We start from the raw sequence: 16428 nt of genomic DNA on the forward strand, positions 1-16428 counted from the left end.
GTCCGATGATAAAAATGGATAGAAAACAGCTGTACCGTCTTATCGAAGAAGCAGAGCCGGGTGAACGGGAAGCGCTTGAGCGGCTGGTCGCACGCAGCCCATGGAGACAACAATTTCATATCCAGCCGGAAGCGGGATTACTGAATGACCCTAACGGCTTCTCCTACTACGGAGGCGAATACCACTTGTTTTACCAGTGGTTTCCTTTGGGGACGCAGCATGGCATGAAATATTGGTATCATACTTCTTCTTCCGATCTGGTGCACTGGAAGAACCTTGGCATCGGCATTGCTCCGGGCGGGCAATACGATTCACACGGGGTGTTCTCGGGCAGTGCGATTGAGAAGGATGGCAAGCTGTTCCTGATGTATACGGGGAATACCCGCACCGAGGACTGGATCAGACTGCCCTATCAGTGCCTGGCTGTAATGGAACGGGACGGAACGGTTATAAAGCTCGAGCGTCCGGTGATATTCGATGTGCCGCCTGGCTATACAGATCATTATCGTGATCCGAAAGTGTGGAAGGCAGCGGAGGGCTACTACTGTGTCATCGGTGCACAGCGCACTGATCATACCGGCTGCGTGGTGCTGTACAGCTCACCGGATTTGCACAATTGGCGTTTTGAAGGGGAGCTTGGCACCCGGCTGATGAAGTTTGGATATATGTGGGAATGCCCCGATTACTTTGAACTGGACGGAGCAGGGGTGCTGCTGTTTTCCCCGCAAGGTCTTGCACCGGAGGGCGACAAATTCCCGAATATCTATCAGTCAGGATATCTCATTGGCGATCCGTTACGCTTGCCGGACAGGGATTTCCGCCATGGTGAATTTCGGGAGCTTGATTATGGCTTTGACTTTTATGCGCCTCAGACAACCCTGGCACCCGAAGGCAGACGTTTGCTGGTCGGATGGATGGGGCTGCCGGAGATTGATTATCCTACGGATCAGCATGGCTGGGCGCATTGTCTGACTTTACCCCGCGAGCTGACCTTGGAGAACGGCCGTCTGATCCAGCGTCCGGCCAGAGAACTGGTCAAGCGCCGGGGGCGGATGACAGAGGCCCACACGGTAATACACAGCGGGACAGCTGAGATGAAGGAGCTTGGGGGCACCGTCTATGAGCTGCTAGCCCAGATCCGTGAGGATGGAGCAGAACGCTTCGGCATTGAGTTCCGTGTCGGCCCCAATGAGAGAACGGTCATCTATTACGATACCGCAGCGGGGAAAGTGGTACTGGACCGTTCCGAGTCAGGTCAAGCTCTGGCCCTGGAGTTCGGGAGGGAGCGGAGCTGCACGACCGATCTTCGGGATCGCATGCTAACCCTGCAACTGTTTGTGGATACATCATCGGTTGAAGTGTTTGTGAATGACGGAGAAACGGTATTTTCGGCGAGAATTTTTCCTGAACAGGTAAGCACAGGCATCCGCCTTTATGCCGAAGGCGGCAGCGCGGAGTTCCGGGTTGTCCAATGGGAGATTGAATACAACGGGGAGGAATAGCGTTATGAATGAAAATCAAATGATCGCCAAGCAGGTTGTGCAGGCTATAGGAGGAGAAGAAAACATCATCTCCTTCGCGCACTGCGCTACCCGACTGCGTATTATGGTGCGGGACAAGGATAGCATTAACCAAGAGCAGGTCGAGGGTATCGACAAAGTCAAAGGGGCATTTTTTAACTCCGGACAGTATCAGATTATTTTCGGCACCGGCACCGTCAACCGTATTTTTGAAGAAGTAGAGAAGCTGGGCCTTCAGAGCACCTCCAAGGAAGATCTGAAAGATCAGGGCAAAAAGGCGGGGAATGTGTTCCAGCGGTCAATTCGCACTTTCGGGGACGTATTCGTTCCTATCATTCCGGTCCTGGTAGCCACCGGGTTATTTATGGGACTGCGCGGTTTGCTGACCCAGCCACAGATTCTTTCTTTGTTCGGGCTCGTGCCTGAGGATATCTCAGCTAATTTTCTGCTGTTCACCCAAGTGCTCACGGATACCGCTTTTGCTTTCCTGCCTGCACTTGTGGCCTGGTCGGCCTTCCGGGTATTCGGCGGCAGTCCCATTCTTGGGATTGTGCTTGGGCTGATGCTTGTCAATCCGGCTTTGCCCAACGCCTATGCAGTTGCCGGAGGGACGGCGGAGCCGCTGATTATGTTCGGATTCATTCCGATTGTAGGTTATCAGGGGTCGGTACTGCCGGCATTTATTATGGGACTGATCGGGGCGAAGCTGGAAAAGGCATTACGTAAGCGCATTCCAGAAGCGCTTGATTTGATTTTGACGCCATTCCTGACTCTGCTGCTCATGATCACGCTTGGCTTGTTCGCCATCGGTCCTCTGTTCCATTCCTTGGAGACGGGCGTACTGAATGCAACCACTTATGTGCTTGATTTGCCCTTGGGCATTGCAGGGCTATTGATCGGGGCGCTGCACCAGATTGTGGTCGTGACCGGCGTGCATCACATCTTTAATTTTCTGGAGATTCAGCTGGTGGAGCGTACGGGCGCCAACCCGTTTAATGCGATTATTACCTGCGCAATGGCTGCTCAAGGCGCAGCTTGTCTCGCTGTGGGACTGAAGACGAAGAACACCAAGCTGAAGGCGCTGGCATTGCCGTCCTCACTGTCCGCTCTGCTCGGTATTACCGAACCGGCGATATTCGGGGTCAACCTCCGGTATATGAAACCTTTTGTAATGGGGCTCATCGGCGGCGCGGCCGGCGGTTTCCTGGCTTCGCTGTTTCAACTGGCCGGCAACGGCATGGCCATTACGGTGATTCCCGGAACCCTGCTGTATCTGAACGGCCAACTTCCGCTGTACATTTTGGTCAATCTGGTTGCGATGGCTGTAGCCTTCGTGCTTACCTGGCTGTTCGGCTATCGTGATGAGATGTCCGCAGTTCCGGCAGAGCAGACGGCAGGCTCAGGGGGAACAGCGTCAGCGCTTCCTCAGTCTGAAGAGATACGGCCGGAGAATACCGCAGATGTGAGTGTACGCACGGCCTCCCCGGTTTTCGCTCCGAATCTGGTTGAGGCGTCAGATGAGCCGGGAACCCTTACATTCCTGGTACCCCTTACAGGAACACTGGTGGCTCTGGATCAGGTGCCGGACCCCGGGTTTGCCGGCAAACAATTGGGAGAGGGCATCGCCATCGAACCCAGCGAAGGCAAGGTCTACGCGCCGTTCGGCGGTACCGTGGCCCATGTGATCAAGAAAAGCAAACATGCCGTCATTCTGGAGCATGCCAGTGGAGCGCAGGTGCTTATTCATGTAGGTATTGACACAGTCTCCCTGAAGGGAGAAGGCTTCGTGCTTCATGTGGAGACCGGTGAGCAGGTGAAGGCCGGGCAATTGCTGATTGAATTCGATCTTGACGTGATCCGCGCTGCCGGGCTGTCTACGGTCACTCCGGTTATCGTTCCGGGGGGGATTGACAATGTGCTTGAGGTGAACCCCGCTTCGCCAGGAACAGTAACCGCCGGCATTGACAATGCCATGCAAGTGAAAGTTGCGCTCCAGGAAATTTTATGATCCCGGAATGTTTGACTTAGGCATGTTATCGCAATATAGTAAACGGGACGAAGCAGCGGATTTCCGGCTTCGTCCCGTTTTGTTTTAATCGGGGCTGACCTTCCGTAACCATGATATTTTGTTTGACAGAGAAGGCGGTTTACGCCATAATACAATCCATACTAAACATATATGATTTATAAGAGGGGAGAGTCAGACATGTCACAGCTTAAAGCATTTAGAAAGTCATTTTGGATAGGAACCGTAGCACTTCTATTATTAGTGGTGGTTGCAGGATGCTCTGATTCCAAGAATAATTCTGAGTCAAATAAGAACGCCCAGCAGAACACGAATCAAGGGGCAAAGCAGAGCGCAACTCCGGAGGAGCCTGCGGCGGGAGGAACCTTCGTCTATGGACGGCCTGCTTCCGTAACCTCACTTGATTTGCATAATCAGATTACATCGAATAACGCCTTTGCCATTGATAAAGTATTTGAATCTTTGGTTGCTTTTGACAGCAAGGGCGAAATTGTGGACTGGCTCGCCAAGTCCCATAGCATCAGTGAAGACGGCTTGACGTATACGTTTGTATTGCGTGACGGCTTGAAGTTTTCGAACGGTACTGAAGTTACTGCAGAGGATGCAGTATTCTCCTTACAGCGGCATTTGAAGGTTGGCGGACCGCTGGCGATAGCGGCAAAGGTCGATACCACTGTAGCGAAGGATAAACAAACGTTTGTTATTACGCTTAAAGAGCCTTACACACCGTTCATCTCCGAGCTGTCCAACTTCTCGAACGGAATTATTCCGAACAATTTCGGCGGGGTATCCGAAGAAGAGTTTTTCAAGAAACCGGTAGGTACAGGACCTTTCGTTGTTGAACAGTGGGATGCTGCTGGCGATCTGACGTTCACCAAGAATCCGAACTATTGGCAAGATGGGAAACCTTATATTGATAAGCTTGTTTACAAGCTGATTGAAGATGACAGCCAGGCCATTAACCAGCTGAAGGCCGGAGAAGTGAATGCTATTGAATCTTTGGCGTTGCAAAATGCCGATGAAATAAAAAAAGGCCCTGACACTACAGTAGTAACCAATGGCAGCTGGGTGACAGAGCAATTGTTCTTCAATACGCTGGACAAGAATTTCTCTGATGTGCATGTCCGTCGTGCGCTCGCTCTGGCACTGGATCGTGAAGGCTTGACTAAGGCGCTTACCTTTGGATATGCACAGACTGCAAATTCATTGCTGCCGACAACCATTCCATATAATGCGAATGAGACAATCAAGGCACTGAACTTCGATCTCGATGCGGCCAAGGCGGAGCTTGCCAAATCTGCCTTCCCTAATGGATTCAATACAAAATTGCTTGTAGCCTCCGGCAACAGCACAAGAGCACAAGAGGCGCAAATTATCCAGGCAGCAGGTAAATCGATCGGGATTAACATTGAGATTGAATCCATTGAACTGGCCACTTTCCGTGAGCGTTTCTTCGCTTATGATTTTGCGGCAATGCTCAACAGCGGTCAAGCCGATTCTCCAGAAGCGAACTCGATTATCGCTTTCCAGACCGACCCGGAAGGCTTCAGTAAATCGTACTGGACCCATTACACGAATGATGAAGTGACCAAACTTCTATATGAAGGCCAAAAAACGCCGGATGGCAAGGAACGTGAGGCAACCTACACCAAGCTGCTGCAAACTCTTGCTGATGAAGTTCCGTACATTCCTCTATATTATCCGGATATCCTGAAAGGCGTAGGATCTTCAGTGGATGGTCTCGTAGTTTTACCCAACGGCAGCGTTCGCTTTGAAGAAGTCCGTATCGGTAAATGATGAAAAGTAGCACGCCGTTAAGCCAATCGTCAGGAAGGAATACATCTTACAGCTGGCTTGTGACCGCTCTATTAAGAGCTTTGGCAGTGATCCTCTTTGTAGTGACCGCAGTTTTTTTCATCATCAGAATCGTGCCGGGAGATCCCGCAAAAATGATTCTGGGAGAATACAGCACACCTGAGGCCCTCGAGAGTATGCATCATACTCTCGGGCTGGATCTCCCTTTATGGGAACAATTCGTCCGGTTTGTGAAGACGCTGTTCACACATGGTGATACCGGCAATTCTATTATTACCGGAACCTCTACAAGAGTGCTGATTGCCGAGCGGGCTCCCGTTACTTTGCTGCTCATTGTGATGGCCTGTATCTTGGCAGTCATTATTGCCCTTCTGCTTGCTACGGTTGCAGCCACACATAAGGATAAGCTGCCGGATCATTTGATCCGTATTTTTCCTACAATAACTCTGGGTATGCCAATCTTTTGGGTTGGCATGCTTTTGATTCTGCTGTTTAGTGTCCGGCTTCATTGGTTTCCCGTTGGGGGTGTAGGCGAAGGGTGGTTAGGAACCTTGTACAGTCTTACACTTCCGGCGATTACCGTCGCCTTTTCGCAGATTCCTACGCTGGTACGTTCGTTAAGGGCACAGATGCTTGAGATATTGGAATCCGATTTTGTAGTCACCCTGAAGGCGGCGGGATTGCCAAGCAGGGTGATCCTGTTTAAGCATGTGTTGCGCAACTCTGCGCTTCCGACGCTAATGCTGCTTGGCGTTAATATTTCTTATCTGATTGGCGGTACGCTGGTTGTTGAACAGGTGTTTGGCATCAAGGGAATTGGCAGCTTGCTGTTCACTTCAATTTCGAATCGGGATTTCCCGGTCATTCAAGGAATAGCGCTTTACTGTGCGATATCTGTTGTGATCATCAGCCTCCTGATTGAAATCATTTCGTGGTGGCTCGATCCCAGAACGAAAGGAAAACAATGAAACGTATAATAACAGAACCTATGTTGCTTGAGGACGCCAGGAAGACAAACGTTCTCCATCGAATAAGGAATACGCCTTCCCTTCTGGTGGGGAGCATTATGTTTGCAGTGCTTATTATCTTGGCTGTATTCATACCGTTTCTGAGTCCTTATGACCCTTCAGCGCAAGATTTGAGCGCCTTTTTGCAGCCTCCGTCTGCCGAACATTGGCTGGGGACGGATCAATTGGGACGCGATTTGTTTACGAGACTGATCTATGCGGCGCGAACCGATTTGAGCATCATGGTTCTGGCGGAAATTGTTCCATTCTGCACTGGTGTATTTTTGGGAATGGTTGCAGGGTATTACGGAAAATGGGCCGATAAGGTCATTACGCTGCTCACGGATACGTTTATCGCTTTTCCTTTTTATCTGATCGTGATTATCGTGGCTTTTGCCAGCGGAGCAGGTGAGCGGGGCATTTATATCACCTTTATGCTTGTAGGCTGGATTGTGTTTGCCCGTGTAGTCAGAGGTATTAGCGCATCGTTTCGCGAGCAGGAATGGGTGGCGTCCGCTCAGACGTTAGGGCTGCCTGGAGTGAAAATTATCCTTCGTCATCTCCTGCCCAATGTACTGCCTCAAGCGGTTGTAGTCCTTATGACGGATATGGTCGGACTTCTGGTGGCCATTGTTACACTCGGTTATCTTGGCATTGGCATTGCACCGCCAACCCCGGATTGGGGAACCATGATTTCGGATGGACAATCCTTCATAACTACGGCCTGGTGGCTCTCGGCGGTTCCGGGATTCGCAGTGGTGTATACGGGAATTGCGTTGTCTCTTGTGGGAGATGGGTTGGCAGACTTATGGAGGAAAAAATGATTTCTACAAGTCCGGTTTTGGAAATAGAAGCATTATCGCTGGGAACCAAGTCCAATACTAAATTAGTAAGCAATGTAAGCTTCTCACTGGGCAAAGGGGAGAGTCTGGGATTAGTAGGCGAATCGGGTTCCGGAAAATCACTGACCCTGCGTTCGATTCTGGGATTGCTTCCACGAGGTGTTGAACAGACAGGCGGAGTCATTAAGAGTGACGTAAGCAGCGCTATGGTATTTCAAGACCCGAGAGGGGCGCTGGACCCGCTATGTCCGGTGGTTAAGCAGCTTGCGGAAGTCGTATATTATAGGCAAAAATTAAACCGGAAGGCTTCCCGCAGCGTGGCGCTGGAACTGCTCGAAATGCTTGGCCTGCCCGATTCTTTAAAGAGGGCGGACCGTTATCCGAGCCAGCTTTCGGGTGGGCAGTGCCAACGGGTAGTCATCGCCATTGCACTGGCATGCAAGCCGGGCATTCTTCTCTGCGATGAGCCGACAACGGCGCTGGATGTTACCGTTCAGCGGCAAATCATTGAAACGATCACCCGCCTGCAGAATGAGCTGGGTTTTGCTATGGTATTTGTTACGCATAATCTTGCGATTGCAGCTGCCCTGTGCTCCAAGCTGTGTGTGATGAAAGAGGGGCGGATTGTTGAGCAGGGTGATACTCTCAGCGTTTTGCAGAATCCGCAAAATCCTTATACCCAAATGCTGATTAACTCGGTGCTTCCTCTGCCGGAGCTTGAAGGGAGCGGACAACCATGGAGCTAGCCCTGCAAGTGAAAAATCTGGCGGTTCATTACGGCGGATTTACTGCGCTCGATCATATCCATCTGAATCTGCAGCAGCATACCACCCTTGGCCTTGTAGGAGAGTCCGGCTCGGGCAAATCCACGCTGGCACGGGTCATTGCCGGGCTGATCACCCCGGGTGAGGGGCAGATCCTGCTGGGTGCACAAGAATTAACCAGGAAGAGAAGCCGGGAGCAGCGCAAGCGAATCCAGATGATCTTCCAAAATCCGGACGCTTCGCTGAATCCCAAGCATTCCATCAGGCAGATTCTGTCCGAAGCGCTTCTGTTTCATAAAATTGTCGGCCGCACGGAGGTCGAGCAGCGGTGTAAAGAGCTGTTGAGCCGTGTTCAGCTGGAAGCCAAGGCATTGGACCGGTATCCTCACGAATTCTCCGGCGGTCAGCGCCAGCGGATCGCGATTGCCCGCGCATTAAGCGTTGAGCCGAGTCTTCTGATTGCGGATGAACCGACCAGCGCCTTGGATGTATCTGTACAGCGGAGTGTGCTCGAACTGTTTAACACGCTCAAAGATGAGCTTAATCTTACCATGCTGTTCATCTCCCATGATTTGGGGGTTATCCATGCAATCAGCGATACGGTAGCAGTCATGCGGCAGGGAAAGCTGGTTGAGATCAGTCCCAAGGATCAATTCTTCGCCCGCCCTGAAACGGAATACAGCCGTGAGCTCTTGTCCGCCGTTCCGAAAATGCCGAAGTCGATCACATCAGGAGGTTTATATGAGCCGAGAACATAAAGGATTTATACCGCTGTCATTGTCTGGATTTGACACACTTACAAGCTTGCTCTCCCGGCTTTTGTCTACCGGTCATCCCCCGGTCATCATTCCCGGAGAGGCAATTCTGGGGATCGAGGCGGTAGCGGCGGGGATATCTGCGCCTGGCCGTACGATTCTAAATATAGTGACAGGTCCCTATGGAAGTTTGTTTGGACAATGGCTTGAACGCGGCGGGGCAACAGTTGTTGAAGTAAAGGTCCCCTTTGATGAAGTAGTTACTGTTCAGGAAGTCGCTGCGGCGATTGAACGGTTTAAACCATGTGCGCTTTCCTTTGTTCAGGCAGAAGTGGTGACAGGCGGATCGAATCCGGCCAAAGAAATAATTAAGCTCGCACGCGCCGCTAACCTCGTTACGGTGACAGACTCCGTTTCGGCGGTCGGGGGAGAAGCCCTGCTGGTGGATGAGTGGGGCGTTGATTTTGCAGCTATAGGCGCGCAGAAAGCTTTGGCCGGGCCTAACGGCGTCAGCGCCGTAAGCATCTCACCGCGCGGCTGGGAATTCCTCGAATCTAATAGCAATGCTCCGCGCAATTCCATTCTGTCCTTACTGGATCTTAAACCCTCACAGAAGGGGACAACACCGTTACGTGTTCCTCCCAACATTCCAACGCTGGAGGCAAGAGCTTTGATCTCGGCATTGACAGCCATTGAGGAAGAAGGCTTGGAACAGGTCATCAAGCGCCATGAATCGGCTGCGGCCTCGGCCATTGCCGGTATCAAGGCCTTGGGTCTGGAGCCTTGGCAGAAGGATAGCCAACACTATTCGACGCTGACTACGACGGTGCGGATTTCCGGGGAACCGGGCTTGCGTATTAATCAGCCTATCGGTATCGTAGCTCCCGGTGACGGAGAGCTTTTCGGCCAGCTTCTGCGGATTAATCATTTCGGAACAAATGCTTCCCGTCAAAGCGTGGAAGAAGCCATTACGACGCTCGCCGGGCTGCTGAATCAGGACCCTGATCCTGCGCTCAAGGCAATCCGCCTGCTTTGGGGGAATGAACATGATCAATAAACATCCTGAGGCGTTAGTCTTCAATCATATTTTTATAGCAGGCATCGAAGGAAAACGTTTTGATATTAACATTAAGGACGGCCGGTTCTCCTCTATAGCTGAAACGGAGCCGCCTAAGGATCAGTCCGCTCATCCAGGCCAAGATTTATGGATCAGTCCGGGGGTTATTGATCTTCATACGCATCTGGCTTGGACGGACTTTGACCATGAGGATCAATTGAAACGCGGCAGCCATGAGCTCGAAGTCATGCAGGCTGCGGCCTTCGAAGCCACTTTGCGGACCGGTGTAACAACGGCGCGTGATGCGGGCGGGATTCTGCCGAGCACCGTACGGCATCTCGTTCAGCGCTATAAGCAGCCGCTAAGGGTGCAAACCAGCAGCGCTATGCTTGGAGCGGCGGATGCCCGCGGACTTAAGGTTCTGGAGGGGCGGCTGGCCGAGATTTTTGATACAGGAGCAGGCTGGATTAAGATTATGGCAACAGGCGGCCTTGGTGCACCTACTGAAAAAGTGCTGGAGCCGATTTTTTCAGAGGAAGAATTCTCTTTCATTGTCCGCCATGCGCATGCTCATCATAAAAAAGTCCTGGTGCATACCTGGGGCGGGGTAACGGTAGACTGGTCTATCGCTGCAGGAGTGGAATCCATAGAGCACGGGATGTTCCTGACCGGGGATCAGGCCGGCAGACTTGCACAATCCGGAACAGCCTTTGTGCCTACGACCTCAATTTATAGCATTGCTGCAGATCCGAAAGGCGTTCTGGCGCTGAACCCGGTTATTTGTGACCGGGCCGCCCGCGCTGCCGAAGCCCACTCTAAAGCCATTGGTTATGCCAAGAGGGCGGGGGTCCGCATAGGATTCGGTACGGATTATGCTACTCCAGCGCTTCACGGGTACAACCTTCAAGAGCTGGATACGCTGATGGATTACGGCATGACCCGGGCGGAAGTGTGGCAGGCTGCCACACTAACTGCTGCTGAGATTCTGGGAAGCGGCAATGAGCTGGGGCGGATTTCCAGCGGAAATCTTGCAGATGCTATTATTTTTAATGCTGATCCGTACCAGGCATCTAATGCAGAAGAACTGCGGAAGAGCATCGTTTCCGTCATTACCGGGGCAGAGGAATCGGAGCTGATTCAGGCTCAGTAACATTTGTGCAAGATCATAAATAATCAACCCGTTGGCATAGGCCTACGGGTTGTTTTTGTGCGTGCTGGGGAAAACATTGAAGACTTAAGATGGCATTTATAGTAAACTGAATGTAAAGTGCCCATAATTCAATGGGGATATTTTGTTGAAAAGCTCTTCGAATGAAGAGTTTTTTCCATTATATAGAAAATGATGTGATATGTTTATGCAGCTTCGCGCTAGACTTCCGAAGAAAAAATTGCTGGAGAAATATCTTTCCGGCGAAGGTATGGATTATAGGCAAATTATAGCTTTATTTATTCCCATCCTGATTGACCAGGCCTTCATCATCGGGCTTAATCTGGTAAATACCGCAATGATCAGCTCGTCCGGGATGGCGGCGGTCAGTGCGGTGAATATGGTGGATTCGCTGAATATTTTTCTGATCAATGTATTTGTTGCGGTTGCAACCGGGGGGACGGTGGTAGTCGCACAGTATAAAGGCAGCGGAAATGACAAGATGGTGTCTCAGGCTACGGCCGGTTCGGTCACCTCGGTGTCGCTGATCGCCTTGGGAATCGGGCTTCTGATGATGGGCTTACATACTCCCATATTGAACCTTCTGTTCGGAACCGCCTCGCCCGACGTGCTGGATAATGCCCGGATCTATCTGATCGGCAGCAGTATCTCTTATCTGGGCATCGCGGTGGTGCAGGCGGTATGCGGAGCTCTGCGGGGAGTGGGCAGGACACGGGCTTCTCTGATGCTGTCGCTCATCATGAACCTGCTGTATGTTATTCTGAACGTAGTCTTCATTAATCTGCTGCACATGGGCGTGCTGGGGATGACGCTTGCGGTAAATATCGCACGGTACACGGGGATGATCTGTGCCTTGGTGTATCTGTTCAAGGTGGATACGGCCCTGCGTGTGCGTTTTCGCGACCTGTTCCATATTCCGCTGACCATGCTGCGGAAAATCATGTTCATCGGCGTGCCGTTCGCAGCGGAGCAGATGTTCTTCAACGGGGGTAAACTGCTGACCCAGGTGTTTATTGTCAGCCTTGGTACTTATGCCATTGCGACCAATGCGATCGCCGGCTCGCTGGCCATGGTGTTTCAAATTCCAGCCAGTGCGCTGTCGCTAACCATTGTAACGGTAGTCGGCCAATGTATCGGGCGGGGGAATGTCTCCGATGCCAGAAAGTTCATCAAGTCCTTCCTCTGGATCGGGTCCGCTTCATTGGCATTGATCGCCTTGATCCTGATGCCGCTGTTCCACCCGCTGGTGTCGATCTTTTCTCCGCCTCCCGAGATCATTGACGATCTGTTTGTGGTGCTGCTGGTGAATTCCATTGCCCAGGTTCCGCTGTGGGCAGTCAGCTTTATTTTGCCGTCTGCGCTGCGGGCAGCGGGAGATTCCCGCTTCACCTCAATCACCTCGATGCTGACAATGTGGCTGTTTCGGGTGGTATTTGGCTATATCCTCGGGATCGTGCTGGGCTATGGCGTCATGGGAGTCTGGCTGGCGATGAACTGTGAGTGGGCCGTTCGCGGAGGTGTTTTTCTGTGGCGCTTCCGGGGCAAGAAGTGGTTTGCGCATAAGCTGATTTAGATGTACCTGTTAAGGCTGTCGAGAAATTCTCGGCAGCCTTTTTAAAATCCGTAAACCTGTATTATTTCGGAAGGCTCGCCGGTGTAGGGGGATCCGTTCATTTATCGGGTCATACTCCAGCATCTAATATCATTCCCCTACGCCGACCTCAAATTAACCAACACAACCCCAGCAATGATCAGTAGTATGCCAAAAGTAGTTGTAACATTCGCCGCTTCTTTCCATACAACAATCCCTATGACGACGGTTAAGGCAGTGCCGGCACCTGACCATATGGCATAAGCGACCCCCAAGGGAATCTGTTGCAACGACAAAGACAAGGAGTAGAAGGCTACACCGAAACACAGGACCATCCCGATGCTTGGATAAACTCTCGTGAGTCCCTCTGAAGCTTTGAGCAGAGATGTCCCGAACAACTCACTGACAACTGCAACAGCCAAAAACAAATATGCTTTCACACTCACTTACCCCCGTGATCAATATTGCCCTTACAAATACCCACCAGCAAGAGATCCACCATTTGCCCCAGCGCCCTCTCAAGCGACAACCCGTCCTGAACTTCATATTGGTGCTCCATCAAACGATAGAACGCCCCGATATACACTTGAATAAACAATTCAAAATCAAACTCACGGAGCTCCCCATTCCTGACTCCTTTTTCAACTAGTAACCTAATGTTATCCCAGCCATTTTGGATGTAATGATCGACTTCCGCCCATTGAACAGGATAACGCTGCTTGAGTTCTTCAAGAAAATGTACGTTATGTAAAACAAGTCTGCTCGGCAATAGCGCCAATGTCTTATGCAACTTGTCCATATTGGACAGAGAACTTTCGTTTATGATTAATTGCTCGGCATGTCTCATTTCTGACACAGATTGCTCGACAATATAACCTATGATCTGCTCCTTGGATTCTATATTTTGATATAAAGTCTTTGTGCTAATGCCGGCACGCTTTGCCACATCTCTTATGGAGAATTTCAACCCCCGCATCTTAATTTCAGCTACCGAAGCTTGAATAATTCTTTCCTTCATCGCTCTCACATCCACACTTATTTATTGGGTTGTACGGCCGTCATTGACGCCGCATATCGCCCTTTCTTCATGATCGAAGGCAAAAAGAACAATGGGTACACCATGAGAAACAAATTCGGAAGCCACCAGGACCAATCCAGATCCAACCGGATCGCCCAGAAAGCTATCGCCTGCAGCCCGGAGCAAAAGGTCAGACTGAGTGATAGGAGACATAGCGGCAGCCACTGTCCCTTATTCTTTTTAAAAAAGTACATACTCAAAAGACCGGTTAATGAGATCAAAAGATCCAGGGGCACAAACGATATATTCCAGGCCATCATGATTTCATTATTGTAGTCATTATACAGATATTCATCCGGCACCAGATGAAGCCATGTCACTAACCAGTAAATCAGGAACCCTACGTCTGTAATCACCATGAGCACCTTTAGCGGTTTTGTCATCTTGTGAGGGATCACCTCCTTATGTAATGGAAAACAAATAAAACAATTTGTTTTACTTGTTTTATTTTAAATCAAGTTATCCCCAGAGGCAAGTGTGATTTGCCGCTTTACCTAGATATCATCATGTAATCCAGAGTGGAAATTAAAACTATGATAACAAGACCTTTACTTGAAGCTGTTCCACTTTAACCCTGGCTTGAGAACAACTCAATTTTGACTCTGCGAAAGTGGAGTTAAGAAATATCAGTTCGGAATTTGAAAAAAAACACAAAACGGTGAAACCCTTGTATGATCAAAGGTTTCACCGTTTGGGTCCCGAAGGATAACACTGACTTGTTCCCGCTAACCCAGCCTCTCGGCCGGTAATTCTACTTACGCCAGCTCTAGCACTACCATCTGGTGATTCTCCAGATAAGGAACCGTGTAGCCGATTTCACCGTCATGGCCCGCCGTAAACGGCAGCTCTGTCATCGACGGGGCCAGATAGACCCGCTGGACAGGAGCGGGAGACGGGAGGCGCAGGCTGACGGAAACGTCCCGCAGCGGCACGATATCTTCGATGACTTCTATACGTCCCTTCAGCACGGGGGCGGCATAGAGCAGATGGTTGACATAGCGCCGTTCCGCCGGCTGGTATTGCAGGGTCGTTATCCCGCGGGCCGGCAACCGGGTGCGCAGAGCAGGCTCCGGCAGAAGCCGGGATATCGTATGGAGTACCATCTCCTTCAGGATGAGATGCCCGCCATCCGCGTAATCGCTGAACACATCCCAGGCGATATAGATGCCGTTTTCACTTTCGACCATGCCCGGCCCATTATCTTCCTTGGCGCTGGGCGTATGCTGATGTGAACAAAAAGTGAAGACATCACGGTTGAAATACGGATTCTCCAGACAGCCCAGCGGTTGCCCGCCGTTTAATTCCACAAGCTGGCCTTCGCCGTACATCACATAGGAGGCGGGCAGCAAGGCGCCGGGAGTGAAGTCCGGGCGGAAATAAGCCGGCTTGTACGGATTAGTTCCTTTCCAGTTCAGACCCAAATTCAGGACAAAAGCATCACCTGCTGCGTTCAGGCCCGAACGCCCGGTGGCGAGCACTTTGCCGCCTCCTGCTGTAAATTCCGCTATAGCGCTGGCTAGTTCCGGCCATACCGGAACTTCGTCCGGCAGAATCAGCACTTTGTAAGCGCCAAAATCGCTTAACGTATCCACGATGTCGAACAGATAATGGCCTTCGGTCAGCATGCGCACCACACCGGCATCGGCCATATTGCGCCGCCCCTTCAGCTCCTGCCCGTCCGGACAGGCCTCACGCGCCGCTTCGAGGGACAGGACAGCAATATCCGCGATGGACTCTGTCCCGGCGCACCACAGCTCCTTTGACTCCACCTCCGCATAGGCGGTGCCGATCAGGGCATAGGTCGCCTCATCCATTAGGCCCGTGGGATGAAGCTGATCACCGATCGAACATCTGGCGCCATGGGCAAGACTGAGCGCTGCCTCAAACCGCAGGGCGTTCGGATGCTTGTATCCGCCAAATTCGCCCCAGGAGGTATGGAATTTGCCGGTCATGCCGAGAAATTCCATGCCCAGCGTCTGGGCGTAGCGTGCCGACAGCGGGAAGTGATCATAGCCCCAGCCTCCGGTCGGGAGCGACTCCAGCTCCAGATGGCTGTTGACACGGGCGAGGTCACGGCGGCCCCGCCGCTGATGGCCGCTGTTGTGAAAGACCGGAAGACCGGGCTTCACGGCGTCGATGGTCTCCCGTACGCGGCGCGCATAGTTCAGATAAGTCTGTTCGCCCAAGGCGGCGACGGCAGATTCGTCGCGCGGGTCTTGGCCGTCCGCGCGCAGCGCAGCTACGCAGTACTGGCAGCGGCATTTGCGGATGCCCACGATATCGAGGAAGATGCCGTCCGCGTCATAACGGGAGACCACTTCATGGATTTGCGCCAGTAAGATGTCCAGAAAAGGTGTGTTGAAGCAAAACTCGTGATACCCCGGTGTCATGAAGTCCTTCACCCAGCGTGTCCGGTCCTCCGCGTCGCGGATCAGCCATTCGGGATGGCGCCGTGCCAGCTTTTCGTCGAGACCGGCTGATAAATAAACCGGTGTGAGGACCCCGATTTCATGGGCCGCCGCAATCATTTCGCCGAGCAGGTCGAAGCTGAGATGCGGATGCATTTCATTGGCTTCACTGGGATGATAGGCCCAGCCATGATGGCATTTGGAGAAAACGGTGATGGAATCGACATGCCCGGCACGCAGCATGGACTGAAACTGGGATTTGGAGAACTCGCTTCCGATACCGGCAATGGCTTCAGAAGTATGAAAGTCGAGGTGTACCTGACGAAAACGCATAGATAAACAGCCCCTTATATGGTTGGATGAAAAGCGGATTCCCAGTCAATGTACCTCTTTTCTG

At 51.6% G+C, this 16428-nt stretch carries 13 protein-coding genes and 1 pseudogene; 10 read left to right on the top strand and 4 right to left on the bottom strand.

What is annotated here, in order from left to right:
* The first annotated feature begins 8 nt into the window (after positions 1-8).
* From ACAN56_RS20375 to ACAN56_RS20420, 10 genes and pseudogenes are all read left to right on the top strand, one after another.
* A complete protein-coding gene (locus tag ACAN56_RS20375) occupies positions 9-1502 on the top strand; it encodes a glycoside hydrolase family 32 protein (protein WP_379145520.1) in 1494 nt (497 codons plus the stop codon).
* A 4-nt stretch (positions 1503-1506) separates the two neighbouring features.
* Positions 1507-3528 (top strand): sucrose-specific PTS transporter subunit IIBC, encoded by a 2022-nt coding sequence (locus ACAN56_RS20380; RefSeq protein WP_379145392.1) that lies wholly within the window; start codon positions 1507-1509, stop codon positions 3526-3528.
* A gap of 198 nt (positions 3529-3726) precedes the next feature.
* Positions 3727-5343 (top strand): ABC transporter substrate-binding protein, encoded by a 1617-nt coding sequence (locus ACAN56_RS20385; RefSeq protein WP_379145394.1) that lies wholly within the window; start codon positions 3727-3729, stop codon positions 5341-5343.
* Positions 5340-6329, top strand: a complete 990-nt coding sequence (locus ACAN56_RS20390; protein ID WP_038588039.1) for an ABC transporter permease — start codon at positions 5340-5342, stop codon at positions 6327-6329. The genes ACAN56_RS20385 and ACAN56_RS20390 overlap by 4 nt, the downstream gene beginning before the upstream one ends.
* Before the next feature lie 20 nt (positions 6330-6349).
* Positions 6350-7192 carry an ABC transporter permease gene (locus ACAN56_RS20395; protein WP_269322565.1) on the top strand — a complete coding sequence of 281 codons (843 nt, stop codon included), beginning with the start codon at positions 6350-6352 and terminating at the stop codon, positions 7190-7192.
* A complete protein-coding gene (locus tag ACAN56_RS20400) occupies positions 7189-7956 on the top strand; it encodes an ABC transporter ATP-binding protein (protein ID WP_379145398.1) in 768 nt (255 codons plus the stop codon). The genes ACAN56_RS20395 and ACAN56_RS20400 overlap by 4 nt, the downstream gene beginning before the upstream one ends.
* A gap of 80 nt (positions 7957-8036) precedes the next feature.
* Positions 8037-8732, top strand: a pseudogene (locus ACAN56_RS20405) (ATP-binding cassette domain-containing protein); the annotation flags it as partial.
* A complete protein-coding gene (locus tag ACAN56_RS20410) occupies positions 8716-9786 on the top strand; it encodes an aminotransferase class V-fold PLP-dependent enzyme (protein ID WP_379145403.1) in 1071 nt (356 codons plus the stop codon). The pseudogene ACAN56_RS20405 and the gene ACAN56_RS20410, both read left to right, overlap by 17 nt.
* Positions 9776-10936, top strand: a complete 1161-nt coding sequence (locus tag ACAN56_RS20415) for an amidohydrolase family protein (protein WP_379145406.1) — start codon at positions 9776-9778, stop codon at positions 10934-10936. Before ACAN56_RS20410 ends, ACAN56_RS20415 begins: the two co-directional genes overlap by 11 nt.
* Positions 10937-11135: 199 nt before the next feature.
* The gene (locus ACAN56_RS20420) at positions 11136-12527 is read left to right on the top strand and encodes an MATE family efflux transporter (protein WP_379145409.1); all 1392 of its coding nucleotides are present in this window, start codon (positions 11136-11138) and stop codon (positions 12525-12527) included.
* Positions 12528-12664: 137 nt separating this feature from the next.
* Here ACAN56_RS20420 and ACAN56_RS20425 read toward each other — a convergent pair whose 3' ends face one another.
* From ACAN56_RS20425 to ACAN56_RS20440, 4 genes are all read right to left on the bottom strand, one after another.
* Positions 12665-12985 (bottom strand): DMT family transporter, encoded by a 321-nt coding sequence (locus ACAN56_RS20425; protein ID WP_076113600.1) that lies wholly within the window; start codon positions 12983-12985, stop codon positions 12665-12667.
* Positions 12986-12987: 2 nt separating this feature from the next.
* Positions 12988-13563: a TetR/AcrR family transcriptional regulator gene (locus ACAN56_RS20430; protein ID WP_379145411.1), complete on the bottom strand. Its 576-nt coding sequence runs from the start codon at positions 13561-13563 to the stop codon at positions 12988-12990.
* Between the two features lie 17 nt (positions 13564-13580).
* Complete coding sequence (locus tag ACAN56_RS20435) at positions 13581-14006, bottom strand: DUF5360 family protein (protein ID WP_379145413.1); 426 nt, start codon at positions 14004-14006, stop codon at positions 13581-13583.
* Positions 14007-14378: 372 nt separating this feature from the next.
* Complete coding sequence (locus ACAN56_RS20440) at positions 14379-16364, bottom strand: beta-galactosidase (RefSeq protein WP_379145416.1); 1986 nt, start codon at positions 16362-16364, stop codon at positions 14379-14381.
* Between the last annotated feature and the right edge of the window lie 64 nt (positions 16365-16428).

Source organism: Paenibacillus paludis (assembly GCF_042610515.1).
In the GTDB taxonomy this organism is placed as follows: domain Bacteria; phylum Bacillota; class Bacilli; order Paenibacillales; family Paenibacillaceae; genus Paenibacillus_AQ.

Coding starts and splice junctions, on each gene's coding strand:
- ACAN56_RS20380 (WP_379145392.1), top strand. CDS start 1,507: ATGAATGAAAATCAAATGATCGCCAAGCAGGTTGTGCAGGCTATAGGA.
- ACAN56_RS20385 (WP_379145394.1), top strand. CDS start 3,727: ATGTCACAGCTTAAAGCATTTAGAAAGTCATTTTGGATAGGAACCGTA.
- ACAN56_RS20390 (WP_038588039.1), top strand. CDS start 5,340: ATGATGAAAAGTAGCACGCCGTTAAGCCAATCGTCAGGAAGGAATACA.
- ACAN56_RS20395 (WP_269322565.1), top strand. CDS start 6,350: ATGTTGCTTGAGGACGCCAGGAAGACAAACGTTCTCCATCGAATAAGG.
- ACAN56_RS20400 (WP_379145398.1), top strand. CDS start 7,189: ATGATTTCTACAAGTCCGGTTTTGGAAATAGAAGCATTATCGCTGGGA.
- ACAN56_RS20410 (WP_379145403.1), top strand. CDS start 8,716: ATGAGCCGAGAACATAAAGGATTTATACCGCTGTCATTGTCTGGATTT.
- ACAN56_RS20415 (WP_379145406.1), top strand. CDS start 9,776: ATGATCAATAAACATCCTGAGGCGTTAGTCTTCAATCATATTTTTATA.
- ACAN56_RS20420 (WP_379145409.1), top strand. CDS start 11,136: ATGTTTATGCAGCTTCGCGCTAGACTTCCGAAGAAAAAATTGCTGGAG.
- ACAN56_RS20430 (WP_379145411.1), bottom strand. CDS start 13,563: ATGAAGGAAAGAATTATTCAAGCTTCGGTAGCTGAAATTAAGATGCGG.
- ACAN56_RS20435 (WP_379145413.1), bottom strand. CDS start 14,006: ATGACAAAACCGCTAAAGGTGCTCATGGTGATTACAGACGTAGGGTTC.
- ACAN56_RS20440 (WP_379145416.1), bottom strand. CDS start 16,364: ATGCGTTTTCGTCAGGTACACCTCGACTTTCATACTTCTGAAGCCATT.